The 24,595-nt window shown below is 70.2% G+C and carries 28 protein-coding genes and 1 tRNA gene; 5 read left to right on the top strand and 24 right to left on the bottom strand.

Annotation, left to right across the window (positions count from 1 at the left end; translation table 11 throughout):
- The 15 genes from C463_RS03470 to C463_RS03400 form a co-directional block, all read right to left on the bottom strand.
- On the bottom strand, positions 1-642 hold a 642-nt coding region (locus tag C463_RS03470), incomplete at its 3' end, for a 30S ribosomal protein S4e (protein WP_008441103.1).
- Complete coding sequence (rplX, locus tag C463_RS03465; RefSeq protein WP_008441102.1) at positions 639-995, bottom strand: 50S ribosomal protein L24; 357 nt, start codon at positions 993-995, stop codon at positions 639-641. The genes C463_RS03470 and rplX, both read right to left, overlap by 4 nt.
- Before the next feature lie 2 nt (positions 996-997).
- Entirely contained in the window at positions 998-1,396 is a 399-nt protein-coding gene (locus tag C463_RS03460; RefSeq protein WP_004597429.1) for a 50S ribosomal protein L14, read from the bottom strand.
- Entirely contained in the window at positions 1,396-1,740 is a 345-nt protein-coding gene (locus tag C463_RS03455; RefSeq protein WP_008441101.1) for a 30S ribosomal protein S17, read from the bottom strand. Before C463_RS03455 ends, C463_RS03460 begins: the two co-directional genes overlap by 1 nt.
- Positions 1,731-2,189, bottom strand: a complete 459-nt coding sequence (locus C463_RS03450) for a ribonuclease P protein component 1 (protein ID WP_008441100.1) — start codon at positions 2,187-2,189, stop codon at positions 1,731-1,733. The genes C463_RS03455 and C463_RS03450 overlap by 10 nt, the downstream gene beginning before the upstream one ends.
- A gap of 1 nt (position 2,190) precedes the next feature.
- Positions 2,191-2,406, bottom strand: a complete 216-nt coding sequence (gene rpmC, locus C463_RS03445; protein WP_008441099.1) for a 50S ribosomal protein L29 — start codon at positions 2,404-2,406, stop codon at positions 2,191-2,193.
- Complete coding sequence (locus tag C463_RS03440) at positions 2,406-3,347, bottom strand: 30S ribosomal protein S3 (RefSeq protein WP_008441098.1); 942 nt, start codon at positions 3,345-3,347, stop codon at positions 2,406-2,408. The genes rpmC and C463_RS03440 overlap by 1 nt, the downstream gene beginning before the upstream one ends.
- A complete protein-coding gene (locus tag C463_RS03435) occupies positions 3,347-3,811 on the bottom strand; it encodes a 50S ribosomal protein L22 (protein ID WP_008441097.1) in 465 nt (154 codons plus the stop codon). The genes C463_RS03440 and C463_RS03435 overlap by 1 nt, the downstream gene beginning before the upstream one ends.
- Positions 3,812-3,814: 3 nt before the next feature.
- Positions 3,815-4,240, bottom strand: a complete 426-nt coding sequence (locus C463_RS03430) for a 30S ribosomal protein S19 (protein WP_008007906.1) — start codon at positions 4,238-4,240, stop codon at positions 3,815-3,817.
- Positions 4,237-4,959 carry a 50S ribosomal protein L2 gene (locus C463_RS03425; protein WP_049897897.1) on the bottom strand — a complete coding sequence of 241 codons (723 nt, stop codon included), beginning with the start codon at positions 4,957-4,959 and terminating at the stop codon, positions 4,237-4,239. The genes C463_RS03430 and C463_RS03425 overlap by 4 nt, the downstream gene beginning before the upstream one ends.
- Position 4,960: 1 nt before the next feature.
- The gene (locus C463_RS03420) at positions 4,961-5,215 is read right to left on the bottom strand and encodes a 50S ribosomal protein L23 (RefSeq protein WP_008441096.1); all 255 of its coding nucleotides are present in this window, start codon (positions 5,213-5,215) and stop codon (positions 4,961-4,963) included.
- Positions 5,212-5,958, bottom strand: a complete 747-nt coding sequence (gene rpl4p / locus C463_RS03415; protein ID WP_008441094.1) for a 50S ribosomal protein L4 — start codon at positions 5,956-5,958, stop codon at positions 5,212-5,214. The genes C463_RS03420 and rpl4p overlap by 4 nt, the downstream gene beginning before the upstream one ends.
- 3 nt (positions 5,959-5,961) lie before the next feature.
- On the bottom strand, positions 5,962-6,978 hold the full coding sequence (locus C463_RS03410) for a 50S ribosomal protein L3 (protein ID WP_008441092.1): 1,017 nt from the start codon (positions 6,976-6,978) through the stop codon (positions 5,962-5,964).
- A 4-nt stretch (positions 6,979-6,982) separates the two neighbouring features.
- The gene (locus C463_RS03405) at positions 6,983-7,849 is read right to left on the bottom strand and encodes a putative RNA uridine N3 methyltransferase (protein ID WP_008441089.1); all 867 of its coding nucleotides are present in this window, start codon (positions 7,847-7,849) and stop codon (positions 6,983-6,985) included.
- 200 nt (positions 7,850-8,049) lie between these two features.
- Complete coding sequence (locus tag C463_RS03400) at positions 8,050-9,321, bottom strand: PQQ-dependent sugar dehydrogenase (RefSeq protein WP_008441088.1); 1,272 nt, start codon at positions 9,319-9,321, stop codon at positions 8,050-8,052.
- A 97-nt stretch (positions 9,322-9,418) separates the two neighbouring features.
- Between C463_RS03400 and C463_RS03395 the strand changes: the two genes are divergently transcribed.
- Together C463_RS03395 and C463_RS03390 are read left to right on the top strand one after the other, a co-directional pair.
- Positions 9,419-9,489, top strand: a tRNA-Gly gene (locus C463_RS03395).
- Positions 9,490-10,042: 553 nt separating this feature from the next.
- Positions 10,043-10,885: an aldo/keto reductase gene (locus C463_RS03390; RefSeq protein WP_008441086.1), complete on the top strand. Its 843-nt coding sequence runs from the start codon at positions 10,043-10,045 to the stop codon at positions 10,883-10,885.
- A 36-nt stretch (positions 10,886-10,921) separates the two neighbouring features.
- Here C463_RS03390 and gfo6 read toward each other — a convergent pair whose 3' ends face one another.
- Together gfo6 and C463_RS03380 are read right to left on the bottom strand one after the other, a co-directional pair.
- Positions 10,922-12,016 (bottom strand): D-xylose 1-dehydrogenase Gfo6, encoded by a 1,095-nt coding sequence (gfo6, locus tag C463_RS03385; protein ID WP_008441084.1) that lies wholly within the window; start codon positions 12,014-12,016, stop codon positions 10,922-10,924.
- Positions 12,017-12,137: 121 nt separating this feature from the next.
- Positions 12,138-12,671, bottom strand: coding sequence for a redoxin domain-containing protein (locus C463_RS03380; protein WP_008441083.1), 534 nt, complete (start codon positions 12,669-12,671; stop codon positions 12,138-12,140).
- 139 nt (positions 12,672-12,810) lie between these two features.
- On the opposite strand from C463_RS03380, the gene C463_RS03375 reads away from it, so the two are divergent.
- On the top strand, positions 12,811-13,359 hold the full coding sequence (locus tag C463_RS03375; RefSeq protein ID WP_008441080.1) for a VTT domain-containing protein: 549 nt from the start codon (positions 12,811-12,813) through the stop codon (positions 13,357-13,359).
- A gap of 30 nt (positions 13,360-13,389) precedes the next feature.
- Here the strand turns inward: C463_RS03375 and C463_RS03370 are convergent, their stop codons facing one another.
- From C463_RS03370 to C463_RS03360, 3 genes are all read right to left on the bottom strand, one after another.
- On the bottom strand, positions 13,390-15,201 hold the full coding sequence (locus C463_RS03370) for an acyl-CoA carboxylase subunit beta (RefSeq protein WP_008441078.1): 1,812 nt from the start codon (positions 15,199-15,201) through the stop codon (positions 13,390-13,392).
- 144 nt (positions 15,202-15,345) lie between these two features.
- Positions 15,346-16,269: a class 1 fructose-bisphosphatase gene (locus tag C463_RS03365; RefSeq protein ID WP_008441077.1), complete on the bottom strand. Its 924-nt coding sequence runs from the start codon at positions 16,267-16,269 to the stop codon at positions 15,346-15,348.
- Entirely contained in the window at positions 16,269-17,072 is an 804-nt protein-coding gene (locus tag C463_RS03360) for a class I fructose-bisphosphate aldolase (RefSeq protein WP_008441076.1), read from the bottom strand. The genes C463_RS03365 and C463_RS03360 overlap by 1 nt, the downstream gene beginning before the upstream one ends.
- A 213-nt stretch (positions 17,073-17,285) precedes the next feature.
- Between C463_RS03360 and C463_RS03355 the strand changes: the two genes are divergently transcribed.
- Positions 17,286-18,143: a 3-hydroxyacyl-CoA dehydrogenase family protein gene (locus tag C463_RS03355; RefSeq protein ID WP_008441075.1), complete on the top strand. Its 858-nt coding sequence runs from the start codon at positions 17,286-17,288 to the stop codon at positions 18,141-18,143.
- Between the two features lie 38 nt (positions 18,144-18,181).
- Here the strand turns inward: C463_RS03355 and C463_RS03350 are convergent, their stop codons facing one another.
- The 4 genes from C463_RS03350 to C463_RS03335 all read right to left on the bottom strand — a co-directional run bounded on the left by C463_RS03350 (position 18,182) and on the right by C463_RS03335 (position 22,926).
- On the bottom strand, positions 18,182-18,862 hold the full coding sequence (locus C463_RS03350) for a hypothetical protein (protein ID WP_008441074.1): 681 nt from the start codon (positions 18,860-18,862) through the stop codon (positions 18,182-18,184).
- 82 nt (positions 18,863-18,944) lie between these two features.
- Positions 18,945-19,223, bottom strand: coding sequence for a hypothetical protein (locus C463_RS03345; RefSeq protein WP_049905481.1), 279 nt, complete (start codon positions 19,221-19,223; stop codon positions 18,945-18,947).
- A gap of 507 nt (positions 19,224-19,730) precedes the next feature.
- The gene (locus tag C463_RS03340; RefSeq protein WP_008441072.1) at positions 19,731-21,047 is read right to left on the bottom strand and encodes an MFS transporter; all 1,317 of its coding nucleotides are present in this window, start codon (positions 21,045-21,047) and stop codon (positions 19,731-19,733) included.
- Positions 21,048-21,141: 94 nt separating this feature from the next.
- On the bottom strand, positions 21,142-22,926 hold the full coding sequence (locus C463_RS03335; RefSeq protein WP_008441071.1) for a PAS domain S-box protein: 1,785 nt from the start codon (positions 22,924-22,926) through the stop codon (positions 21,142-21,144).
- 159 nt (positions 22,927-23,085) lie between these two features.
- Between C463_RS03335 and C463_RS03330 the strand changes: the two genes are divergently transcribed.
- Complete coding sequence (locus C463_RS03330; protein WP_008441070.1) at positions 23,086-24,576, top strand: DNA polymerase Y family protein; 1,491 nt, start codon at positions 23,086-23,088, stop codon at positions 24,574-24,576.
- Positions 24,577-24,595 lie beyond the last annotated feature (19 nt).

Here is a 24,595-nt window from a genome sequence, read left to right as displayed (position 1 = left end):
GTAGCCGCCGTCCTCGCTGGCGACGGTCACGGTGTTGTCTCCGGAGCCGAGCGTCACGTCGATGTCGTCGATCTCGCCGATCTGGCCGGCGTGCTGACCGGCGACGGCGGTGACCAGGGCGCCCTCCTCGTACTCGAAGTGGGCGACGATCTCCTTCGTCTCGTTGTCGACGACGATCGAGTCGTTCGTCTCGTAGTCCGCGTCGTCGTCGACGCGGACGTTCGTCCCGTCGTGGAGCGTCAGCTGGACGACCCCGCCGGGGACGACGGTCTTGTTCGTGATCTTCCCGAGCCGGCTGCCCGCGGCGTCCTCGTCGACGGGGGTCAGCGCGAGCCGACCGCCCTCGTCGGGGAAGACGCGGAAGTACTCCCCGCGCTCGGGGAACGCCAGGATGTCGAACATCCCGATCGGACGCTGTTCGTCCGAGATGGCGTCTCCGTTGACGAGGATCGAGTCGTTGTTCAGCGCGTAGCGCGCCTCCTTCGTCGAGTCGACGTAGCCGAGCACGTCCCGCAGCAGGACGACGAGCGGAACGCCCGCCTCGCCGTGCGGGCCCGCGCCCGCCTTCACCGTGAACGTGTCCGTCTTGCGCTCGACCGGCCAGGAGTTCGGTACTGACAGTCGCTTCTGGTGTCGCGTCATTCGTTGTCCTCCCGGAGCCGCGCCTCCCGGCGCTCGTCCTCGAGATCCAGTTCGGTCACCCGGACGTTGCTCGCCGGGATGGGGCGGGGAACCTCCTCCCCGTCCGCCTTCTCGACGGTGACGTCCTCGACCGTGATCCGCTCGGCGGACAGGTCGACGGAGACGACTTCGGCCTCCGTGCCGGCCGCGTCGCCGCGAAGCACCTCGACGGTGTCGCCGGCGTTGACGCGGACGTTCCGCTGTCCGTACTCCTCGCGGAGGTCGTCGGTGAGGGTGGCCCGGACCTGATTCTGCCGCTCGTGGAGCGGCGCGGTCTCCGACCGTTTTCGCTGTTTGCGTGGCTGTTTCGTCATAGTTAGACGATCATCGTCGCGGTCGAGGCGATGCTCCCGAATCGTTCGGCGACCTCGCGGGCGACGGGGCCTTTGATCTCCGTGCCCCGCGGCTCCTCGAGGTCGTCGATGATGACGGCCGCGTTGTCCTCGAACTTCACGCGCGTGCCGTCCGGACGGCGGATCGGCTTGCGCTGGCGGACGACGACCGCCTCCAGCACCTGCCGCCGCATCTCCGGGGTCCCTTTCGTGACCGAGACGGTCACCTTGTCGCCGATCCCCGCCTTCGGGTGGCGGTTCTTCGTGCCGGAGTAGCCCGACACGGAGATGACCTTCAGCTCACGGGCGCCGGTGTTGTCGGCGCACGTGATCAGCGAGCCCTTCGAGAGCCCCTGCGTGACGTCGGCCTTGAGCGCCTCCATCACTGATCACCCGAGCGGATCTCGACGACGACGTGGGACTTCGTCTTCGAGAGCGGTCGCGTCTCCGCGATTGTCACTTCGTCACCGACTTCGAGCGAGTCGAGCACGCCCGGCACGTGAGCCGGGATGCGCGAGCGACGCTTCATGTACCGATCGTATTTCGGTACGAACACGTCGTACTCTCGCTCGACGATGACGGTCTTTGCCATATCCGTCGACACGACCGTTCCCTCGCGGGTCTGGCCGCGGACGGAGAGCTGCCCGTAGAACGGGCACTTCTCGTAGTCGTAATCCTCCGGGTTGTCTGGCTCCGGAGGCGTGGGTACGTCGATTCCTATCGCCATTGTGTGGCACCTCGTTCGGTGCGTTCGGCGGGCCGATATCGCAACCGATCGCCATCCACCGTCGCGTAGACCGCGTCTTTGCACTCGCCTCGTCGGCTCGCCGGACCCGCGCCGTCACCGGTGACGACGCTTGTGGACCCGGACGGGCCAGACTGACGGGGGCGGACCCCCGTAGTATCCGACCCGAGTTGGGACGCGGACCCCGGCGACTGTCCGTCGCCGGCGGCTTCATCTGTGCGAGCGGTCGGCGTCTCGACGACGCCGAACTCGAACGTCGCGCCCGACTTGGGCACGCGTTTGTCCCCGGACCCCGTCCGGACCACGAGGGTGCCGAACGTCTCGTCGAGCACGCGACCGGCGACGCCCACGTGGGCGTCGCTGTCGGCGTCGACCACCCGAACCGGGAGGCCGACGAGCTCGTGTCGAACGATGGTGTCGGGGGAGATCATCTTACTGTTCGTCGTCGAAGTCGCCTTCTTCCGCCTGGATCGTCTTGATCCGCGCGATCGTCTTCTTCAGCTCGTTGACGCGGCCCGGGCTCTCCGGCATGCCGCCGGCCGCCCGCTGCGCCTTCGAGTTGAGCAGCTCGGTCTCGAGCTCCTCGAGTTCGACCTGCCGCTCCGCCGCGGTCATGTCGCGGATCTCGTCGGTGTAGAGGATCGCCATTATTCGTCCTCCTCCTCGTCCTCGTCGGCCGCCTCCATCTCCGCGACGAGGTCGGCCGCCTCGGACTCGATCTCTTCGTCGAGCTCGTCGAGTTCGTCGGCCTCGACGTCCTCGTCGACCGGCTCCTCGGCGGCGACGTCCGTCGCCTCGGTGGCGGTCTCTTGGGTCTCCTCGACGACTTCCTCGACGACCTCCTCGTCGATGACGTCGGCCGGGTCCTCGTCGGGGACGTCGACGTCGTCGTCTTCGCCCACGTCCGGGACCTCGTCCGGATCCTCTTCGAGGAGGGCCTCGACGCCCTCGTCGTCGCCCGCGGCTGCTGCCTGCTCGACCTCCGGGACCTCGGCGTCCTCGCGGACCTCGAAGTCGTCCGGCAGGGTCGCGCCCGGCGGGATGATCTTCACGTTGACGCCGATCGTCCCGAGCTTCATGACGGCGACGCCCTGGCCGTGGTCGACGACCTCCTCGGCGGGCTCGCCGTTGTGCTTGATGTAGCCGCGGTTGAACTTCTCGACGCGCGAGCGCGCGCCGGTGACCTTGCCGGACAGGACGATCTCGGCGCCCAGCGCGCCCGCGTCCATGATGCGGTCGATCGTCGTGTGACCGGCCTTCCGGAAGTACCAGCCGCGTTCGAGGGCGTTCGCGAGACGGTCCGCGACGATCTGGGCGTTCAGGTCGGGCTCGTCGACCTCCTGAACGTCGATCTGCGGGTCGTCCATGTCGAAGCGCTCCTCGAGCTCGGTGGTGATCTTGCGGATGTTTTTCCCGCCCTTCCCGATCACCATGCCGGGCTTTTCGGCCTTCAGGACGATCTGCGTGCCCATCGGCGTCTGGGCGACGTCCATCCCGCCGTAGCCGGCGCGGCCGAGCTCGTCCGCGAAGAACTCGTTGATCTGGGAACGGCGAAGGCCGTCCTCGATGAATTGGTGTTCGTCTGCCATTAGTTCTCAGCCTCCGGCTCCTCGATGATCAGTTCGACGTCCGCGAGCGTGGTGTTCCACTCCGTCGCGCCCGCGGCGCGGGGGTTCCGGCCGGGTCGCTCGCCGACCTTGTGGGGGGCGACGTGTTTGATGACCATCGCCTCGCCGTCGAACCCCTGCTCGTCGGCGTTGTTCTTGACGTTCTCCAAGAGCTTGAGGAAGTCCTTGGCGGCCTTCTCGGGGTACCGTCCCGCGTCCCAGCCGTCGATGTCGGAGCGGTGACCCGCGCCGGCGTTGTGCTGGCGCATCGGCACCGAGGTCTCCTCGTCGATCACTTCGTGGAGGAACTCCTCCGCGTCGGCGACCGTCTCGCCTTTGATCTCGCGGGAGATCTCCTTGCTGTCCTTCACGCTGATGGGCCGGTCGCGGAGCATCCCCTTGGCGGTGGTCTCCGGGTCGGCCTCGACGCTGTAGTTGATTCCCATGGGTTACTTGAGGGGCACGAACTTCGAGGACCGGGTCGCGCCGATGCCGGCCTGACCGTGTTCGACGGTGCTTCGCGTGAGGTGGAACTCGCCGAGGTAGTGCCCGATCATCTCGGGCTCGACCTGAACGCGCTCGAAGCTGTGTCCGTTGTACACGGAGAAGGTGACGCCGACGAACTCCGGCAGGACCGGCATGTCGCGCAGGTGCGTCCGGATCGGGTCGTCCGCCGTCGTCTCCTTGTCGCGGCTCCGCACCGTCTCCAGCAGCTTCTGCTGTTCGGTGCCGAGTCCGCGAACGATGCTTCGCCGCTGGCGTGCGGGGAGCAGTTCCGCGACCTCGTCTACGTCCATCTCCTGCAGCTCGTCGAGCGAGTGACCGCGGTAGGCGAACTCCTTGCCCTCGCGGCCGGTTCGGTAGTCTGAACTCATTTGTTGCCACCTCGTCCGGTGCGCTTGGATGCGATGTCACCGACCTTGCGTCCCGGCGGGGCGTCCCGCGAGACGGACTTCGGCTGGCCGGGGTGTTGGCGACCACCGCCACCGAAGGGGTGGTCGACGGCGTTCATCGCGACGCCGCGGACGCGCGGGTATTTGGTGCCGCGCGCCTTCATCTTGTGGTGCTTGTTGCCGGCCTTGACGAAGGGTTTCTCCGTCCGGCCGCCGCCCGCGACCACGCCGATCGTGGCGCGGCACTGCGGGTCGAGCCGCTTCACTTCGCCGCTGGGGAGCTGGACGACCGCGACGTCGCGGTCGTGGGTAAGCAGCGTCGCCGACACGCCGGAGGCGCGCGCGAACTTCCCGCCGTCCCCGCGGTTGCTCTCGACGTTACACACCGGGACGCCCTCGGGGATCTCCGCCAGCGGGAGCGTGTTGCCCGGCTTGATCTCCGCCGAGACGCCGACCTGGATCGTCTCGCCCACGCGCACGCCTTCCGGCGCGAGCACGAGCCGACGGTCGTCGTCCTCGAACTCGACTTCCGCGAGGGGAGCCGAGCGGGCAGGGTCGTGTTCGATCCCGACGATCTCGCCGGTGATCGTGTCCACGTCTTCGAGCTTCTTGTGCGACAGTTCCGCCTTGTAACGGTGGGAGGGGGCCCGGAACGTCGGGCCGCCGCGTCCGCGCCGTTGTCCTTGGATTCGTCGTCCCATCTCAGAACACCCCGATGCGCGAGGCGATTTCGGTCGCGTCGTCGTCCGCGGACAGGGTGACGATCGCCTTCTTCTCGCCCTGCGGCGTCACCTGCGTGTTGACGTTGTCGACGCCCACGTCGTAGCGCTCGGCGACCTCGGATTCGATCTCCGGTTTGGTCGCGTCCACGTCGACGAGGAACAGCAGCTTGTTGTTGAAGTCCATCTCGTTCATCGCCTGCTCGGTGACGATCGGATGCTCGATGATCGAGTTCATCGGTCCGCCACCTCCTCGACGGCGCTTTCGGTCCACAGCGTGAGTCGGCCCGGATGCGCGCCCGGCGCGAGGTCCTCCGCGTTGACCTCGTCGGCGGTCGCGACGTCGACGCCCGCGAGGTTGCGGGCGGCGCGGGACGGCTCCTCGCTGGTGACGACGAGGACGGACTTGGGCTGGCGGTACTTTCGGCCGCGGGCCTTCCCCTGTCCGGCGCGGACGGAGCGGCCCTCCTCGGCGCGCGCGATGTCGGCGTCGACGCCGACGGCTTCGAGCACACCGAGTGCCTCCTGCGTCTTCTGGAGGTCCTCGAACTCGTCGCTCACGACGAGCGGGAGGTCGAGGTCATCGTCGAACGCGTGGCCGCGCTCGGCGACGAGTTCGGCGTCGGTCGTGGCCGCGATGGCCGACCGGATCGCGAACTGTCGCTCCTTGTTGTTCAGTTTCTTCGTCTGGTCCTTCTCGGCCTTCGGCGGGTGCGCGGCGCGGCCCGACACGGCGTGCGGGACGCGACGGGCGACGTTCTCGGAACGCGGCACGTGCGCGAGCCCGCGGCCGGAGCCGAACGACTCGGCGGGCGTCCGCAGCCCGGCGAACTCGTCTGCCCCGTAGGCCTGCTTTCGGTTGGCCTGAGCGGCGCCGACCGCGCGACCGATGAGGTCCGGTCGGAACGCGGTGTCGAAGACGGCCGGCAGCTCGACGCTGCCCGCCTCGTCGCCGTCCAGGTTGTGTACTGTTGCGTTCATTGGTTATCCCTGGTTGGATTCGGTGGAAACGTACCGGACCTCGGGGTCGAGGCGCGGCTGGTCGTTCGGCCGGATGGCCGGGCGGAGTCGCAGCAGGCGCTGGTCCGGTCCCGGCAGCGAGCCCTTGATGAGCGCGTACTCGCCGTCGACCTCGCCGTAGTTGACGAAGCCGCCGTCGACGGAGGCGTCGTCGCCCTCGCCGAAGTCGATGAGGCGCTTGTTGAGCTCGGTGCGCTGGTGGTAGCCGGTCTGCCCCTGCTGGGGCACGGTGGAGCGGACGCGGGAGGGGTTCCACGGACCGAGGTTGCCGATCCGACGCCGCCATCCCTGGCGGGCGTGTTTGCCCTTCCGCTTCTGAACGCCCCAGCGCTTGACGGGACCCTGCGTCCCCTTCCCCTTCGTGATGCCGGAGACGTCGGTGTACTGCCCCGCGCGGAAGACGTCGCCGAACTCGTGGGCGCCGCCTTCAGCGACGAGGTCGAGCGCGAAGTCGGCGCGCTCCTCGAGGGATCCGCCGCCGACGCGCGTCTCCATGACGTCGGGCTTCTTCTTGGGGACGTTCGAGAGGTCCGAGGGGGCCGTGTGCGTGATGACGCGCACGTCGTCGACGACGTCGTCGTCGAGCAGCGCGCGAAGTTCGTCGGCGTCCTCCTCGAATGTTTCCTCGGCCGGGAGGTCGAGCGCGCGGTCGAGCTCCTCGTGGAACTCGGTCGCCCAGACCTCTTCGACCGGCTTCTGTCCGTACGGCGTGTTCTCGTAGGCGCGCACGGCGACGGCGTACATCTGCGGCGTCTCGACGACGGTGACGGGGACGGCTTCTTCCATCCCTTCACGCGGCGAGTTCGCCTCGTCGTTGACCATCATGACGTGGGTCATCCCGGCCTTGTAGCCGGCGAATCCCTGTAGCGCAGGGGCCCCATCGTCTTCTGGCCACGAACGGATGCGCGGCACCTCGCTGTCTGCGCGGGTGCGCGGGCCGTAGCCCAGCGAGCCTTTTCGTGGTCGGCTTGGTTGTGGCATGTGTTTACTCCGTGAGTGTGAGCGAGCCGAGGGTCGCGAACAGAGCCTCCTCCGTCCGGACGACCTCGCTCGCCTGTGCCGGGATCGTGTTCAGCCAGAGGTCGAACCCCGGATCGGGTTCGACCGAGCGGCCGTCGGCGACGGCCGCCCGAATGCGGTCGGGCGAAAGCCCGAGCATCTCCGGAAGCCCCCGCTCGGGCGCCCCGAAGGCGACGGTGTAACCGCCGGCCTCGCGGGCGTCCGAGACGAGGTCGCCGAGCCGCGAGACGGAGAGCGATTCTCCGTGTCGCGACGTCGCGACGGCCAGTCCGTCGCCGGCGAGCGCTTCCGACAGGTCCGCGGCCACGACCTGGAACCCCTCCTCGGGCTTCCCGGCGATGCGGGCGCGGACCGGTTCTCTCGAAGAGACCCTGATGGTGACGCGCTCCCCCTGCTCGACCTCCATTCCGGAGGGAACGAGCAGGGAGATCGGGTGTTCCCGCAGCGGGGAATTGACCCGGACGCGGCCTTCAGGTCCGACCTCGGTCACGAGTCCCTGTGTTTTCGACTCTTCCCCGTTAGGGGTCGAGCCGGTCCGCCACGGCACGCGGAGCGGGGGGAGTACACCGACGTACCGGAGTTCGTCGCGCTGCCCCCAGAGGTCCTTTCGGAGCTCCGGCGGCGTCGCGGCGTACCCCAGCACGGTGCGGACGTACTCCCCGCCCCGTCGCCCGTCGCCTTCCCGGTCGGGGAAGACCACGAGCCGATCCGCCCGGAACACCGCCGCCGCACGGGCGACGTAGCCGAGTTTGCGAGTCGCCTCGCGGTCGTCCTCGGCTTCCCGGACGAGCGAAGACGGAACGCATATCGTGAGTCCGTCTTCGGTACGCATCGTGGCGAGACTGTAACCCTCGATTCCGGACGGCACCCTAAAAGGATAGCGGTCCGGATCTCCGGCTGTGCCGCGTTCACACGGGGTCTGCGGGGGAATTCCGCCCACCAGATCGTGAGAACTATCACCGCGGTGAACGGGGGCGCGGCGGGAGCGCTCGGGCGACCGCCGTCATCCCGAAACGACCCGAACGGCGACGGTCACTCGGGAACGATCCGCGCGACCGGCGCGTCGCCGTCGTCGACCGCGACGTAGAGGTGGCCGGTGTCCGGTTCGACCACGACCGCCCGCATGCGCCACGATCGGTCGTCGAGCAGCGGGTCGCGCTCGGTCACGGTCGCGTCGAGCCCGTCGCCCTCGACCGTGAACCGCCCGAGGTACTGCGCGGCGAGAGTGCCCGCAAAGAGGTCCCCTTTCCACTCGGGGAACGCGTCGCCGTCGTAGAAGACCGCGCCGCTCGGCGGGAACCCGCCGGAGCCGCACGGCCAGTAGTGGACGGGCGCGATCACGCCGTCGCGCTCGTCGTGGGCCGGCGCGAGGGGGTCGTCGGTCCCGTAGCGGCACGCCTCGCTGGCGACCGGCCAGCCGTAGTTCCCGCGGCGCTCGACGACGTTGATCTCGTCGCCGTCCTCCTCGCCGTGTTCGCACTGCCAGATCCGGCCCGTCTCGGGGCGCACCGCCATCGCCTGCGGGTTCCGGTGCCCGTAGCTGTACAGCGCGTCCGCGGCGTCCGGGTCGTCGACGAAGGGGTTGTCCGGGTGGGCGTCGCCGTCGGGCGTCAGCCGCAGCGTCGCGCCCAGCTCGTTCGAGCGGTCCTGCGAGACGTGGTCGGGCCCGAAGTTCTTGTCACGCCGGTCGCCGACCGTGACGTACAGCGACCCCTCGGGGCCGAACGTCGCGCGGGATCCGAAGTGATTCGAGCCGCCGCGGAACGGCTTGGCGACGCGGATCGGCTCGAACCCCGCCAGCGCCGGCCCGTCGCCGCCGTCGAGCGAGAGCCGCCCGGCCCCGACGTGCGTCGTCGCCTCACCCGCATCGTTGGCCGCCGCGTACGTGAGGTAGACGCGCGGGTCGTCGGGATAGTCGGGGGGGACCGCGACGTCGAGCAGGCCGCCCTGCCCTTCGGCGAACACTTCCGGCGCGCCCGAGACCCCCTCAACCGCCCCGTCCGTGGGGTCGACGAGCGAGAGCCGTCCCGAGCGCTCGGTGACGAGCAGGCGACCGTCGCCGGGCAAGAAGGCGAGCCCCCACGGGTTCTCGAACCCCTCGGCAACGGTCTCGACGGCGTAGTCCACGTCGTCGCCGTCGTCCGGCGGGGCGTCGTCGCCGTCGGATCTGTCGCCCGCTGGATTCCCGTCGCCGCCGGAGTCGCCGAGGCAGCCAGAAAGCGCGGGCAGGGCGGTCGCGCCGGCGAGGCCGCCGGCCGCGCGGAGGGCGGTGCGTCTGTCGATCCGGTCGGGGCCGTCCGTCATGGTTCACAGGTGAGGCCGCGGCACCGATGACCCTTCCGCCGACCGTCCTTCGGAACCCTTATATCTCCGACCCGGGCTACGATCGGATGCGAAGCACGCACCGGTAGTGTAGTGGTATCACGCAACCTTGCCATGGTTGCAACCCGAGTTCAAATCTCGGCCGGTGCATTTTCTGACTGACTGCGTCAGTCAGCGTCCGCTTCGCTCCGCTCAGCGGACTTGCGAACGAAGTGAGTAAAATCACGAGAGAGATTTGAACGCTATCAGTCGCGCGCAGCAAACGGCGAGCGGAGCGAGCCGTGAGCGAGCACGTCTGATTCTGAGTTCAAATCTCGGCCGGTACATCTTCTCGCTGCGCTCGAAGATCCACCGGCCTGACTCCCGCTCGCTGCGTTGCCGGCGCGAAGCGCCGGCTGCCAGAGGGACCGAAGGTCCCTTGCTGCTCGCGGGAGTCTCGGCCGGTGCGGTTCCTAACGTCGTGAGTCGACCCAGAGAGTGGTTCGTGTCGGTCGCAGTCACCGCGGAACACGGGTTTGCTCGCGGCATAGCACCTCACGCCTCCCCAGCCTCGTCGCTGGCACCCTCCGCTTCGCTCCGGGGCCAGCGACTCCCTCGCACGCGCTGTCTCGCGGCCGCCGAGGGCGGCCGCTCGCAGGCGCGCGCCACCGCACACGGTTCCCCGACCGGTAGTTTCAATCGGCGATCCGGCGAACCCCCTCGCGTGACCGTACCAACGGAGACGCTCCCGAGCGGCGCCGAGCTGCCGGCGCTCGGACTGGGCACGTACGACCTCGACGACGACGAGACCGCCGACAGCGTGCGCGCGGCGCTCGACGCCGGCTACGGCCATATCGACACGGCCGAGGGGTACCACAACGAGGCGGCCGTCGGGGAGGCGCTCGCGGCGAGCGACGTCGACCGCGACGACGTCTTCCTCACCTCGAAGGTGCTCGCGAAGAACCTCAACTACGAGTCGGTGATCGAATCGTGCGAGGCCTCGCTCGACCGACTCGGCACCGACTACCTCGACCTCTACCTGATCCACTGGCCGAACCCCGCCATCTCCCTGCGCGAGACGCTCCGGGCGATGGCGGAGCTACGCGAGCGGGGGCTCGTCCGCGACGTCGGCGTCTCGAACTTCAGCGCGTACCAGCTGAGCTGCGCGCATCACATTTCGGACGTGCCGATCGCGGTCAACCAGATCGAGTTCCACCCGTGGTTCCAGCGGCCGGACCTCGTCGACTACTGCCGCGAGACCGACACCGTGGTCGAGGCCGCGGCGCCGCTCGCGCGGACGGACGTGTTCGGCGACGAGGTCGTCGCCGAGCTGGCCGAGAAGTACGACAAGCACCCGGCGCAGGTCGTCGTCCGGTGGGGGATCGACAACGGCGTCGTCCCGCTCCCGCGCTCGTCGACCCCGGACCACGTCCGGGCCAACGCCGATCTCGGCTGGGAACTCGACGACGCCGACCGGCGGCGCCTCAACGAGCGCGACCGCGACGCCCCGGTGTACGACACCCCGGCCCGCGACTGGACGAGCGACGTGTACGGGATCGAGCAGTAGGTCGGCGGCCGCGGGCCCTGCCTCGCAGGCCGCGACTCAGTCGTCGCCGAGTTCGACCGGTCGCCCGGTCTCGGCCGACTCGTAGACGCCGGCGAGCGCGCGCATGTCCGTGAGCGCGTGCTCGCCGTCCGGGTGGAACGGCTCGCCCGCCAGCAGGTGGTGGCCGAAGTACGCGAACTCCTCTTCGATCTGGTGGACCTGGTCGAAATCGACGTCGACCCGCGTGCCGTCGCGGACGACCGCAAACCCGCGGTCCTCCCGCTCGTAGAACGCCGGGTCAAGCATGAGTCTCGCGTCCGTCCCGGTGACCTCCAGCCGGCTCGCGTGCTGGGCGTTCTGACTCACCGTACACAGCGCGTCGACGTCGCCCGGGAACGCCAGCCGGAACGTGGCGTGCTCGTCGACATCGGCGAACGCCTCGTGTTCAGACCGAGTCCGACCGGAGACGCGGACCGGGTCTTCGCGGAGGGCGAACCGCGTCGTGTTGAGCGGGTAGACGCCCAAGTCCATGACCGCGCAGCCGCCGGACAGCGCCGGGTCGAGCCGCCACTGGTCCGTGTCGCTGCCGAGTTCGCCGAGCATCGTCTGCGACATCGTCGCGTGGACGTGAGTCACCTCGCCGGCGACGCCCGCGTCGAGCAGGTCGCGGAGCCGCCGGACCGCGGGGTCGGTCTGCATCCGGTAGCCGACCATCAGCGGCACGTCGGCGTCGTCACAGGCTGCCACCAGCTTCCGCGCGCGCTCCGGCGTCACCTCCAGCGGCTTCTCGCAGAGGACCGCCTTCCCCTGCGTCGCGGCGGCCTCGACGTACTCCAGGTGGGTCGCGTTCGGCGTCGCGACGTAGACGGCGTCGTACTCGTCCGCGGCGGCCCCCGAGCGGAGTTCCTCGGGCGTGACGCTCGTCAGGTCGCGCTCGGCGGCGACCGATTCGACCGCGGCGGCGTCGACGTCGCTGACGACGGTCGCCTCGGTGTACGCCGACCGCGCGATACCGGGCAGCGCCCACTCGCGGGCGAACCAGCCGAGGCCGACGACCGCGACTCGGACGGGGTCGGCGACGGCGTCGGGGTCGAGCGTCTCCCAGTCCCGGCGCGTGAACTCGTCGAGGTACTCCGCGAGGGCGGCTTCCATGCCGATCCCTCGGCGCGCGCGGGTCAAATAACCACGGCGACGCGGTTGGGTGGAACCACGGCGACGCAGTCGGGCGAGCTGCCGGCTGGGGAAACCGATCGGGTCGACGGCCTCGACGGCGTCACCGCTCCCACGGCCCGTCGTACGCCACCCGCGGGCGGTCGACGTCGACGCCGATCTCTCGGAGGGTCTCGGTCGCGCGTTGAACCGGAGCCGGATCGGCGCGGTCGAGCGGGTCGTCGGTCGCCTCGGCGAATCGGACCGTCCAGTCGCCGTCGATCACGACCGTCGCGCGCCGCGGGATATCGGAGTGGCCCTCCCACGAGTCGGCCAGCAGGTCGTACGACTCGGCGACGCCGCCGTGGAAGTCGGCGACGACCGGGAACGGGAGGGCGAACCGGTCGGCGTACGCGAACCCGGCGTACAGCGAGTCGCCGGTGAGCGCGACGACGGCGAGGTCGTCGCGGTCGTGCCACCCGGCGTCGCGGACCGCGGCGAACTCGGCCGTACACGCGGGCACGAACGCCGCGGGCGCGAGACAGCAGACGACGGCGTCGTGCGCCTCCACGAGCCGGAACAGTTCCAGTTCGGTCGCCTCCCCGTCTCTAACTGCGGGCGCGATGAAGTCGGGTGCCGTGTCGCCGGCGCCGATCATGGGATCGACGAGGGGTTTGAGCGATAAATAGCCACGCGACGAGCGCCGCGTCGCCCGATCGGTGGGGGTAAAACCGCACCCTGACGGGTGTGAACAGGCGTCTCAGGGGAGTTATACGCACTGGGCGCGGAGATGACCCGTGATCGGCGCCCACGCGGAGACGGCGCTCGTCCTCGTCGGCACCTACGGCGCCGCGGCGGTCTTCGTCGTCTTCGCCCTCGAAGGCGCCCTCGTCGGGAAGGTGCTGCCGGCGCGGACGCTGTTCGTCGCGGCGGTCGTCGCCGCGGGCGTCGAGGCGGCGGCGGTGGCCCCGGTGTTCGTCGCGGCGGTGGCCGGCGCGACGGTCGGGCAGTCCGCCGTCTTCGCGGCCGTTCGCCGGTTCGACGCGGACCCGACGTCGCTCCCGCTCGTCCCGGTCGGCGAGGCCCGGATCGACGGCGCGGCCCGCTGGCTCGACCGGTGGGGACTCCCGGCGGTCGCCGCCTCGAACGCCGTCCCCGGGACGCGCGGGTGGCTCGCGCTCCCCAGCGCGAGCGCCTCGTCGGTGTCCGCCCCGCGGTTCGCCGCCGCGTCGCTGCTCGGGTCGGCCGCCTACGCGGGCGCGCTGCTCGCGATCGGGCTGGCCGTCGCGCTCGGGGTCGAGAGCGCCGTCGGACTCGTCGGCGCCGACCTCGTCGCGGCGCTGTAGGTCGGGCCGGGTCGGACCGGGTTTGCCCGGCTACAGGACCGTCCCGTGCTTCTTGTCCGGCAGGTCCTTCTGGACATCCTCGTAGAAGTCGAACCGGGCGGCGAGCTCGGCGCGGAGGTCCGAGGGCGGGATTATCTCGTCGATGACCACCTCGCTGGCCATCCGGTGGACATCGATCCCCTCGCGGTACTCCTCGCGCAGGCGCTCCTCCTCGGCCGCGCGCTCCTCGGGGTCGTCGATCTCGGCGAGCTTCCGGGCGTACACCGCGTTGATCGCGGCCTCGGGTCCCATGATACCGATCTCGCCCGAGGGGAGACCGATGACGCTCTCGGGGTCGTACGCCGGGCCGCCCATCGCGTAGATGCCCGCGCCGTACGCCTTCCGGACGACGACGGTCTGTTTCGGCACCGTCGCCGAGGAGGTGGCGTAGATCATCTTCTTCCCCTTCTCCAAGATGGCGTCCTTCTCCACCTGCGAGCCGGCCATGAAGCCGGGGGTGTCACAGAGGTACAGCAGGGGGATCTCGTAGGCGTCGCAGGTCCAGATGAACTCCGCGGCCTTCTCGGCGGCGTCCGGGAAGATGGCGCCCGACCGCTCCGTCGGCTGGTTCGCGACGACGCCGACCGGGCGCCCGTCGATCCGGCAGAACGCCGTGACGATCTCCGGGCCGTACCCCTCTTTCAGCTCGAACACCGACTCGGCGTCGGCGATCCGGTCGATCAGGTCGTGGGCGTCGTACGGGCGGTTCGGCGACTCGGGGATCAGTTCGTCGATCCCGTCGGGCGAGAACTTCGGCGGCTTCGTCTCGCGCCGCGGGGGCTTCTCGCCGGCCCGGTCGGGGAGGTAGCCGATCAGGTCCGCCACCAGCTCCCGGGCGTGTTCCTCGTCGCGGGCGATCAGGTCCGCGGAGCCGGACTCCTCGGCGTGGACGCGCGGGCCGCCGAGCTCCTCCAGATCGATCTGCTCGCCGGTGACCATCTCGACCATCCGGGGGGAGGCGATCGCCATCGCGGACATGTCCTCGACCATCACGGTGAAGTCGGCGAAGACGGGCGTGTAGGCGGCGCCGGCGATACAGGGGCCGTAGAGGACGCAGATCTGCGGCACCGCCCCGGAGAGCATCGAGTGGTTGTAGTAGTACTTCCCGATCCCCTCGCGGTTGGCGAAGAAGCCGGTCTGCTGGTCGATCCGGCCGCCGGAGGAGTCCATCAGGTAGAGGACGGGGTTCCCCGTCTTCAGCGCGCGCTGTTGCATCCGGAGGAACTTCTCGACGCCCTTCGACGCCATCGACCCCGCCTTCACGGTGAAGTCGTTGGCCATGAAGTGGACGTCGCGACCCTCGAACTCGGCCGCGCCCGTCAGCAGGCCGTCGCCGGGGAGGCGGTCGCCGCCGCGCTCGTTCTCTTCCCCGTCCTCGTCGGCGGGCGCATCGGGGTGCCAGTCGTCGAACGCGGCGAACTTCCCGTCCTCGAACGTCACGCCCGCGGGGTCGCCGCCGGCCGCGTCCGCGTCGCCCGTTCCCCTCGTCCCGCCCTCGCCGCCGAACCAGAGGTCGAGGCGGTCGCGGACGAACAGCTTCCCCTGTCCTTCGAGCCGATCGCGGTACTTCTCCGGCCCGCCCTCGCGGATGTCGGCTATCTCGGCGCGCAGGTCGCGCTCGCGGTCGGTGGGGCCGAGGTCGTCGTCGAGCGGGTAGCTCGGTTCGGACGGTTCGGCGCTGGCGGCCGGCGTCTCCGCGTCGCCGACGTGGACATCGACGTCGACACCGAGGTGCTCGGCGAGCGACTTCGCGATCGCTTCGGCCTCCTCGGGCGTCGCTGCCGCGCCGACGTGGACTTTCATGGACGCAAGATTTGCGGAGAGTCCTAAACAGTTTTCTATGCGGGATCGGCGTTCGCGGGAGGAATCGGCGAGCGATTCCCGTCCCGAGCCGCGACCGGGTTCGGTTGGCAATCCCCACCCTAGACCCCGGCCGCGTTCGACCCCTCAGTCCGCGTCGACCGCCGCTTCCAGCCGCTCGATGAGCCCCTCGTTGCCGACGTACACCGGCGTGCGCTGGTGGACCGCCTCGGGCTCGACGTCGAGGATCGAGCCGGCGCCGTCCGAGGAGGCGCCGCCCGCGCGCTCGACGATGTAGGCGATCGGGTTCGCCTCGAACTGGAGCCGGAGTTTCCCCTCCGGCGCGCTCCGGAGCGCGGGATAGGCGAACACGCCGCCGTAGGTGAGCACTTGGTTCACGTCGCCGACCATCGCGCCGCCGTAGCGGAGCTTCAGTTCGTCTTCGATCGATCGGGCGTACGCCCGGAAGTCGGCGGGCCAGTCGGGGACGCGCCCCCCGAATCCGTAGACGGTCGGGGTCTCGGGCAGCGTCAAGTCCGCTTCGACGACGGACCTGTCGACGCCGTCGCCGTCGGCGGTGACCACCTCCTCACGGACGCCCGTCTCGTCGGCGACGACCATCGTCGTGATCGGGCCGTAGAGGACGTAGCCGGCGGCGACAAGGTCGCGGCCGCTCGCGGGCAGCGGCGCGTCGTAGACGCCGACGACGGTCCCCATCGCGTTGTTCGACCGGAGGTTCGAGGAGCCGTCGAGGGGGTCGATCGCGACGGCGTACGCCTCGTCCGCGCCGCTCCCGACCGCGCCGCCCGCGTCGACCGCCGTCTCGCGCTCCTCGCTGACGAACGAGCCGACGCCGTCGACCGCAGTGATCGCGTCGCCGAGCAGTTCGTCGGCGTAGAGGTCGCCGGCCATGACGCTCTCGCCGGACTCGTTCTCCGTCCCGCTCTCGACGCGGCGGCCGGGGAGCGCGGCGCGGATCTCGGGGGCCGTCGCCGCGACTGCGTCGAACACGGCGTCGACGGTCGGGTCGGCGGGACGGCCGCCGTCGGTCGCGCGGTCCGGGTCGGTCATCAGTCCTCGCTCTCGGCGATGGCCAGCGCCTCGGCCGGGTCGACCTCTTGGAAGATCACGGCCTCCAAGGCGTCGAGGATGCGCTCCGGCTCGTCGCGCTGGAAGACGTTTCGGCCGACGGCGATGCCGGTGGCCCCCGCGTCGATGGCGTTCGAGACGTTCCGGAGGAACGCTTCGTCGTCGCGCATCGTCCCGCCGGACATGACGACGTCCGCGGGGCCGGCCATCTCGACGGCGTGGCCCATCGCCTCGGCGGAGCCGGGGTACTTCACCTTCACCACGTCGGCGCCGAGCTCCAAGCCGAGCCGCGCGCCGTACGAGATGACGTCCGGGCTCCCGTCGTTGCGGAGCCCCTGTCCGCGCGGGTACGACCACATGACGACGCCCATGTCGTGTTCGCGGGCGCCCTCCTGCGCCTCGCGGAACTCCTCGGCCATCTCGACCTCGTGATTCGAGCCCCCGTAGACGGTGAACCCGATCGCGTCGGCACCCAGTTCCGCCGCGTACTCGGCGGTACAGTTGACCGCGCTGTCGGGCTCGCCGCGCCAGAGGTTCGAAGTCCCGTTGAGCTTCAACAGGAGGTTTACCTCGTCCTCGTACGCCGGGTAGTACGCCTCGGCGAGCCCCTTCTGGACGGCCACCGAGGTGACCGCCTCGTGGGTGGCGAGCTCGAAGATCCGTTCCGGGTCCGCCGTGTCCGGGTTCGGCTCGAAGTCGACCGGCCCGTGTTCGATCCCGTGGTCGTACGCGAGGATGAGCGACTTGCCGTCTCGCGAGATGTCGTCGGCGGCGTGAGGAAGCATCAGTTCGTCCTTCCGTTACATAGAATAAAAGTACTGCGGTGAACCCACCGAGAATAAAGAAATGAAACGCGGAGTTGGACGCCGTTTCAGCTGGAAAATCGAGCGATAGTGGCTCAAAACTCGTTACTACTCTAATTGTTAATTTCTTCGCGAAGAATCCAGTCGGGCCGGGGTTCCGCAATACTTACCACCCGCGGCGCGGCAGCGGTGCGCATGCGAGAACTCACCGAGGTCGACGTCGTCGGCGTCGTCGGCGCCGGGACGATGGGCAACGGCATCGCGCAGGTCGCGGCGACCGCGGGCTACGACGTGGTGATGCGCGACGTCGAGCGCGAGTACGTCGAGCGCGGCCTCGACAGCGTCGAGGACAGCCTCGACCGGCTGGCCGGGAAGGACGCGCTCGACGAGGAACCGGACGCGATCCGCGACCGGATCACGGGCACGACCGACCTCGACGACCTCGCGGACGCCGACGTCGCGATCGAGGCCGTGATCGAGGATCTCGACGTGAAACGCGACGTGTTCGACGACCTCGACCGCGTCACCGACGACGACGTCGTCCTCGCGACGAACACCTCCACGCTGTCTATCACGACCATCGCGAGCGCGACCGACCGCGCGAGCGACGTGGTCGGCCTCCACTTCATGAACCCCGTCCCGATCATGGACGGCGTCGAGGTCGTGGTGGGCGAGCGCACCGATCCCGCCGTCGTCGACTTCGCGCACGCCTTCGCCGAGGACCTCGGCAAGGAGACGTGGGAGGCCGACGACAAGCCCGGCTTCGTCACCAATCGCATCCTGATGCCGTGGATAAACGAGGGGATCCGCGCGTACGACGAGGGCGTCGCGGAGAAGGCCGACATCGACCGCGGAATGACGCTCGGCACGAACGTCCCGATGGGGCCGCTCGAACTCGCCGACCACATCGGCCTCGACGTGGCGCTCGACGCGAGCGAAACGCTCCACGACGAACTCGGCGACCGCTACAAGCCCGCCTATCTCCTCAAGCGCAAGGTCGAGGCGGGCGACCTCGGGAAGAAGACCGGGCGCGGCTTCTACGAGTACGATTAGGCCGCGAGACGGCGCGGCGACGGCGCGACGCGCCGTTGTCAGGCCGCGTCCGCGTCGCCGTCGCGGTCGTCGTCCGCCGTCCACCGGCGCGCGCCCGGCAGCAGCCCGACCAGCTTCGTCACGTAGCCGAACCGGAACAGCCCCAACTGCGAGAGCGCGCCGAGGACGAACACCGCGAGGAACGCGGGCGCGGAGAGGTCGAAGAGGAGCGGTTCGACCGTCGTCTCGGCGGCGGCCGTCTCGAAGCTCGCCGGCGTGAGCGACCGCGAGGCGAACGCCGCGCCGATGAGCGCGGTCGAGACCACGAGCGTCGTCCGCGTAAGGACGAAGCCGAACAGCGCGCCGACCGCGACGCCCGCGAGCGTCGCACCGATGAGCAGCGCCGTCCCCTCGATCCCCGCGGCGTCCGCCGCGTAGAAGGGGCCGACCGCGAACCGCCCGGCGAAGCCGCCGACGACGGCGCCGATCCCCAGCACCGCGAAGGAGAGCCCGGCGTACGCGAGGAAACCGCCGAGGAGCCCGCCGACCGCGACCGCGCCGGCGGTGAGGACCGCCCCGTCGACGGCGACGAGGCCGACGACGTTCGGCGCGAACAGGTAGCCGGCGCCGGCGCCGACGAGCAGGCCCGTCAGCGTCACCGCGTAGACGGAGACCGCCGCGCCGACGAACGCGAGCGCGAGCCCCGCGAGGACCAAGCCGCCGTTGAGTGGGGTGAGCATATCCGTACCGTGGCGCGCGCTGGCACTTAAATTGTCGCGGACGAGGCGACGGGAAGCGCTCGACGCGAGAGAGCGGCCGCGTTCACCGCGCTCGGCTCGCCGCCTGTCGGTCGATATACCGCGTGTACCCGCCGACGGCGAGCCCGAAGCCGACGACGAGCAGGAGAAACCCGAGGAGGCGGCTCGTCCCGACGGTCATCACCGCGAGGACGACGCCGAACAGCAGCGCGAACACGCCGGCGACGACGACCCCGACGTCGAGCAGCGGCGAGGGTTGGATCGCACGACAGTGGGGACAGATCCGCGCGTCGGCCGGGATCGGCTCGCGGCACTCGACGCAGCGGAGGCGGTCGCTCGGCACGCGACGCGGTTCGGCCGCGACCGGTATGGCTCTGTTGCTGCGCGGGGTCGAGAGGGAGGCGATCGCCATCGGGATTTTTTCGATTGGACCGCCGGAAAGATGGTATGGGAGACGATCCAACGATCCCCCTTCGGAGACGTTCGACAGAGCGGTCCGGGAAGCGACCGGTAAGAAGCATTCAAACGAGGCTGGACTGCGGCGGTCAAAGACCTCAGCGACGACGCAACATCGGCAAAATATGCCGAAGGGCCGCCGCCGGAATCTCTCACGTGGGATAACCTCGGGTACCGCCTCGGAAGCGTATTCGGCGAAACAGACGACGACCTGCGACAGGAACTGTTCGAGTGGTGTAAACGGAAACAACAGCGAGAGTCCTGAGCAGAAGCGGTCCGTGCCGATCCAGTGTCAGGATTTGGCACGGCCGCTGAGACCCGCCGTCCGCAGAGAGTCGCCGAAGCGAGTGAACTCACCCACGCGCCGGTGTCCGGTTTTCGGTCCGCTACCCCCTCAGTCCGCGCCCGCCGCCGCGGCCGGCTCGTCGCCGGTATCGAGCGTCTCCTCCACCTGCGTGAACACCGCGACCAGCGCGACCGCCGCGGCCGCGGCCCCGACCGCGAAGGGGACGACGAAGCCGAAGCCGTAGAGCCAACCGGACGCCAGCGGTCCGAGCGCGACGCCGAAGCCGAAGCCCATCGTGAGCACCGACAGGGTGGTTCCGGACTCGCCCTCGCGGGCGAGGTCGCCGGCGAGCGCGAGCGACGGGGCGAACACGCACGCGACCGCGATCCCCTGGCCGAGCCGGACGAGCATCATCAGCGCCGGCACCGTCACGATCCCCTGGAGCAGCGTCGTCGGGACGAGCAGGACGAAGCCGGCGAGCAGGAACGGTCGACGGCCGATCCGGTCGCTGGCGCGCCCCACCGGGACCTGGAAGATCACGTTGGCGATCGTGACGGCCGCGAACTGCGCGCCGAACCACACCGGCGGCTGGTCGAGCCGGACGTTCACCTGATTCTGGAGCGTCGCGAACAGCGCGATACACGCGCCCATGGCGACGGTAGCGAGCCCGAGCGTGAACACGGGGTCGAGCAGGCGGTCCTCGCCGCGGACCCGGATCGAGACGTCGTCGCCCGCCTCGGCCTCGACGTCGGCGTCGCGGACGAGCAGGAACACGAGCGTGAAGCTGAGGTACGCCCCCGCGCAGGCGGCGACGAAGGCCGCGTCGAAGCCGTCGAGGACCGGGAGTCCGACGAACGAGAGGTCGTACGGCCCGCGCGCGACGACCGCGCCCGCGAGGACCGGGCCGAAGCCGAAGCCGATGAGCCGGAACGTGTTGTACACGCCGAAGTTCCCGCCGCGGTCGGCGTCGCTCGCGGCGTACTCGTTCACGAGGGCGACCGTCGCGGGGATGATGAGCGCCGCGCCGAGCCCCTGGATCGCGCGGAGCGCGACCAGCGCCGGGTAGCTCGTCGCGACCGTGTACAGCCCGCTAGCGGTGCCGAGCAGGAGGATGCCGGCGAGGACGAAGGGGCGTCTCGCGCCCGTTCGGTCGGAGAGCCGCCCAGTGAACGGCTGCGAGAGGCTGTTGAGGAAGCCGAAAAGCGAGAGGACGACGCCGATGAGCAGCGGCTCGGTCAGCGTGACCGCGGCCGCGCCGACCCCGACCTCGGTCCCGAGCAGCCCCTCGATGTCGACCACGTCGCTCGTGATGTACAGCGGGAGGACGACGATGAGGAAGGAGTTCCCGGCCGCGCCGACCATCCGCGCGAGCGCCAAGACGATCACGCGACGGTCGGTCTCGGCGATACCGGAGAGCGATCCCATTCAGTCAGCCTTCGGAACGGAGGATAAAGGCGCTTGTGAACGGGGGGAGTCGATCCGCTTTCGGACGAGCCGGAGCGGTCGGAGAGTCGGCCCGTCAGGGGGACGCTGGCGTCCGCTTGTCGATCCCGCGGACCTCGAACCGCGCGCCGCCGTCCTCGCCGGTCGTCGCCTCGACCGTCCAGCCGTGCGCGGTGGCGATCTCCTGGACGATCGCGAGCCCGAACCCGGTGTTGCCCGCGCTGCCGCTCTCACCGGGCTCGAAGAGGGAGTCGGCGACTTCGGGGTCGATCCCCGGCCCGTCGTCCTCGACGAAGAAGCCGTCCGGGAGGTCGCCGACGCGGATCGAGACGTCCGGGCCGACGTGGTCGACCGCGTTGCGCATCAGGTTCTCGAAGAGGTTCCGGAGCCGGTCCGGGTCGGCGAGCGCCTCGCGCTCGGTCTCGACCGAGAGCGAGGCGTCGGCGGTGTCGACGGTCGACCAGCTGTCGGCGACGACGGCCGCGAGGTCGACGGGCTCGGGGTCGCCCACCGTCTCCCCCTCCCGCGCCAGCGTGAGGGTGCGCTCGACGATCGACTCCATCCGGTCGAGCGCGTCGAGCGTGGCGTCGAGATCCGCCGCGTCGTCCGACGTCTCGCGCGCCAGCTGGACGCGCCCCTGCGCGACGTTGAGCGGGTTCCGCAGGTCGTGCGAGACGATGCTCGCGAAGGAGTCGAGCCGGTCGTTCTGCCGTTCGAGGGCCGCCTCCCGCTCTTTGAACGCCGTGATGTCCTCTTGGAACCCGACCCAGTGGGTGACCGTCCCGTTCGCGTCGCTTATCGGGGCGATACTCACCCGGTTCCAGAACTCCGTCCCGTCCTTCCGGTAGTTCAACAGCTCGACGCTCGTCGACTCCTCGGCGTCGATGGCGTCGCGGAGCGCCTGGACCGACGCCTCCTCGGTGTCCGGTCCCTGAAGGAACCGGCAGTTGACGCCGATCGACTCCTCGCGGTCGTAGCCGGTCATCTCGACGAACCGATCGTTGACGTACACCATCGGGTTGTCCTCCCGCGCGGGGTTCGTGATGGTGATCCCGACGGGCGCCTCGTCGAGCGCGCGGGTCTTCGTCTCCAGCTCCTCGCGGCGCTCGCGCTCGTCGGAGACATCGCGGAGGATGCCGACGCTGCCGTCGAAGGAGTCGCCCTCGTACGGCAGCGCGGCCATGTGGTCGCGACAGGGGATCGACTCGCCCTCCTTGGAGACGATGTCGACGCCGAAGTGCTGGACGTCGGGCCCGTCGTCCGAGAGGATGGTGCCGAGCCGGTCCTCGGCCTCCGCGACGGCCGCGTCGTCCTTGATGAACCCGGGGGTCTGCCCGATGATCTCCTCGCGGTCGTAGCCGGTGAGCTCGGCGAACGGCTCGTTGACGAACCGGAAGACGCCGGTCTCGTCGACGACGTACACCGGGTAGCCGAGCGCCTCGATGACCGTCGAGTAGCGCTCCGCGATCTCCTTGGTCCGGTACTCCTCGACGGCCTGGTCGACGCGGTTCGCGAGCCGGCGGAGCTGCTCGGGCCCCCCCTTCTGGAAGTAGCCGGTGACGCCGGCGTTGAGCGCCTGACTCGCGATCTCCTCGGATCCCTTGCCGGTGTACAGCACGAAGGGGACCTTCCGGTGGCGCTCGCGGAGGGCGTCGAAGAACTCCAAGCCGTCCATCGGGGGCATGTCGTAGTCGCTGACGACGCAGTCGAACGCGGTCTCGTCGATCCGGTCGAGGGCGGCCTCCGGGTCGGTGACGCTCGTCACCGCCACCGAGTCGAGCTCCCGCTCGAAGTACGCCTCCGTGAGGTCGAGGACGGACGGATCGTCGTCGACGTGTAGCACGTCGATCGCTCCGGGCATGCGGGATAGCAGGGGCGCACGGAATAAACGATTACCGCCCCGGCTATCGGGTTTGGATCCGCGTTCGGCGCCGACCGGGGCGGCGCCGACAGCGGTCCGCGTTCCACTTCCGGCGCGCGTGGCTGGTTCTTAAGGCCGCGGAGCGCGGACCCGAACGCGATGACCGGCGGGACGCCCGCCGCCGGGGAGACGCTCCCGGGCGCCGGCGACGGGGACGACGACGCGCCCGAGAGCGTCGTCTGCCACGTCGACATGGACTGCTTTTACGCCTCCTGCGAGCGGCTGCGCCACGGCGACCTCGCGGGCGAGCCCGTCGTGGTGGGGATGGGATACGAGCCGGGCGAGTCGATCGGCGCGGTCGCGACCGCGAGCTACGAGGCCCGCGAGTTCGGCGTCGAGAGCGCGATGCCGATATCGAAGGCGCTGGAGCTGCTCCCCCGCCGCGCCGACGCCGACCCCGACGACCCGGACGCGCCGGACTCGGAGGCGACGGGCCGGTACCTCCCCGTCGACCTCGACTTCTACGAGGACGTGGCGAACGAGGTGAAGGACGTGCTGCGCGACTGCGCCGACACCCGCCGCGAGGTGAGCATCGACGAGGCGTACCTCGACGTCACCGACCGGACCGCGTGGACGGTCGCGGGAGGCGGCGGCGGGACCGGCGGCGACACCGGCCCCGGAGACCCGCCGCCGAGCGGCGCCGCGGGGCCCGCCGAGGCGCGGACGCTCGCCGAGGGGTACGCCCGCCACGTGAAAGACCGGATCGAGCGCGAGGCGGGCGTGCCGGCGAGCGTCGGCGTCGCGCCCAACATGTCGGCCGCGAAGGTCGCGAGCGACGCGGACAAGCCCGACGGGCTCGTCGTCGTGCCGCCGGGGTCGGTCGCCGATTTCCTCGCGCCGCTCCCGACCGCCGACGTCCACGGCGTCGGACCAGTGACCGAGGAGACCCTCGCGGAACTCGGTATCGAGACGGCTGGCGACCTGGCCGCCGCCGACCGCGACCGACTCGCCGAGGCGCTGGGCGAGCGCGGCCCGGAGCTCTCCCGGCGAGCCGCCGGCGACGACGACCGCGAGGTGACGCCGACCGGCCTCCCGAAGAGCCTCTCGCGCGAGTCGGCGCTGCCGACGACCGCGGACGAGTCGACGAAGCGGGAGACCGTCTCCGCGCTCGCCGCCGACGTGGCCCGCCGCGCCCGCGAGCGCGGCTGCCTCTACCGGACCATCGGGATCAAGGCGGTCGAGCCCCCGTTCGACGTGAACACCCGCGCCCGGAGCCTCCCCGGGCCGGTCGACGACCCGGACCTCGTCGAGGAGGTGGCGCTGGACCTGCTCGGCGAGTTCGACGACGCCCGGGTCCGCAAACTCGGCGTGCGCGTCTCCAAGCTCGACTTCGCCGAGAGCGATCAGGCGACGCTCGGCGGGTTCGAGGCGGGCGACGGGGCCGAACGCGACGGGGACGGACACGACGGCGCGGCCGACCGTCCCCGCGGGTCCGACGCGCGGGCGACCGCGACTGACGGCGACGGCGGCAAGCTCACCGACTGGATGGACGGGGAACCGACCGCGGAGGCGGCCGAGGGCGACGCGGCCGGGGGCGACGCCGAGCGTCGGACCGGCGACGGACAGGCGTCGCTCGGCGACTGGTCGTGACCCCGCCGAGAGGAGATTT

Source organism: Halorubrum californiense DSM 19288, assembly GCF_000336875.1.
Taxonomy (GTDB): Archaea; Halobacteriota; Halobacteria; order Halobacteriales; family Haloferacaceae; genus Halorubrum; species Halorubrum californiense.
Note: the sequence above shows the minus strand (reverse complement) of the source record. Positions and strands in the feature narration are given on the sequence as shown.

What these genes read in the sequence shown, in the direction of transcription:
- C463_RS03365 (WP_008441077.1), bottom strand. Translation starts at nt 16,269, where the DNA reads ATGACCGACCCGGACCGCGCGACCGACGGCGGCCGTCCCGCCGACCCG.
- C463_RS03340 (WP_008441072.1), bottom strand. Translation starts at nt 21,047, where the DNA reads ATGGGATCGCTCTCCGGTATCGCCGAGACCGACCGTCGCGTGATCGTC.
- rpl4p (WP_008441094.1), bottom strand. Translation starts at nt 5,958, where the DNA reads ATGAACGCAACAGTACACAACCTGGACGGCGACGAGGCGGGCAGCGTC.
- C463_RS03425 (WP_049897897.1), bottom strand. Translation starts at nt 4,959, where the DNA reads ATGGGACGACGAATCCAAGGACAACGGCGCGGACGCGGCGGCCCGACG.
- C463_RS03370 (WP_008441078.1), bottom strand. Translation starts at nt 15,201, where the DNA reads ATGAAAGTCCACGTCGGCGCGGCAGCGACGCCCGAGGAGGCCGAAGCG.
- C463_RS03360 (WP_008441076.1), bottom strand. Translation starts at nt 17,072, where the DNA reads ATGCTTCCTCACGCCGCCGACGACATCTCGCGAGACGGCAAGTCGCTC.
- gfo6 (WP_008441084.1), bottom strand. Translation starts at nt 12,016, where the DNA reads ATGGAAGCCGCCCTCGCGGAGTACCTCGACGAGTTCACGCGCCGGGAC.
- C463_RS03350 (WP_008441074.1), bottom strand. Translation starts at nt 18,862, where the DNA reads ATGCTCACCCCACTCAACGGCGGCTTGGTCCTCGCGGGGCTCGCGCTC.
- C463_RS03355 (WP_008441075.1), top strand. Translation starts at nt 17,286, where the DNA reads ATGCGAGAACTCACCGAGGTCGACGTCGTCGGCGTCGTCGGCGCCGGG.
- C463_RS03435 (WP_008441097.1), bottom strand. Translation starts at nt 3,811, where the DNA reads ATGGGAATCAACTACAGCGTCGAGGCCGACCCGGAGACCACCGCCAAG.
- C463_RS03400 (WP_008441088.1), bottom strand. Translation starts at nt 9,321, where the DNA reads ATGACGGACGGCCCCGACCGGATCGACAGACGCACCGCCCTCCGCGCG.
- C463_RS03410 (WP_008441092.1), bottom strand. Translation starts at nt 6,978, where the DNA reads ATGCCACAACCAAGCCGACCACGAAAAGGCTCGCTGGGCTACGGCCCG.
- C463_RS03380 (WP_008441083.1), bottom strand. Translation starts at nt 12,671, where the DNA reads ATGATCGGCGCCGGCGACACGGCACCCGACTTCATCGCGCCCGCAGTT.
- rpmC (WP_008441099.1), bottom strand. Translation starts at nt 2,406, where the DNA reads ATGGCGATCCTCTACACCGACGAGATCCGCGACATGACCGCGGCGGAG.
- C463_RS03450 (WP_008441100.1), bottom strand. Translation starts at nt 2,189, where the DNA reads ATGATCTCCCCCGACACCATCGTTCGACACGAGCTCGTCGGCCTCCCG.
- C463_RS03330 (WP_008441070.1), top strand. Translation starts at nt 23,086, where the DNA reads ATGACCGGCGGGACGCCCGCCGCCGGGGAGACGCTCCCGGGCGCCGGC.
- C463_RS03335 (WP_008441071.1), bottom strand. Translation starts at nt 22,926, where the DNA reads ATGCCCGGAGCGATCGACGTGCTACACGTCGACGACGATCCGTCCGTC.
- C463_RS03430 (WP_008007906.1), bottom strand. Translation starts at nt 4,240, where the DNA reads ATGAGTTCAGACTACCGAACCGGCCGCGAGGGCAAGGAGTTCGCCTAC.
- C463_RS03405 (WP_008441089.1), bottom strand. Translation starts at nt 7,849, where the DNA reads ATGCGTACCGAAGACGGACTCACGATATGCGTTCCGTCTTCGCTCGTC.
- rplX (WP_008441102.1), bottom strand. Translation starts at nt 995, where the DNA reads ATGACGAAACAGCCACGCAAACAGCGAAAACGGTCGGAGACCGCGCCG.
- C463_RS03455 (WP_008441101.1), bottom strand. Translation starts at nt 1,740, where the DNA reads ATGGCGATAGGAATCGACGTACCCACGCCTCCGGAGCCAGACAACCCG.
- C463_RS03440 (WP_008441098.1), bottom strand. Translation starts at nt 3,347, where the DNA reads ATGGCAGACGAACACCAATTCATCGAGGACGGCCTTCGCCGTTCCCAG.
- C463_RS03460 (WP_004597429.1), bottom strand. Translation starts at nt 1,396, where the DNA reads ATGGAGGCGCTCAAGGCCGACGTCACGCAGGGGCTCTCGAAGGGCTCG.
- C463_RS03420 (WP_008441096.1), bottom strand. Translation starts at nt 5,215, where the DNA reads ATGAACTCGATCATCGAGCATCCGATCGTCACCGAGCAGGCGATGAAC.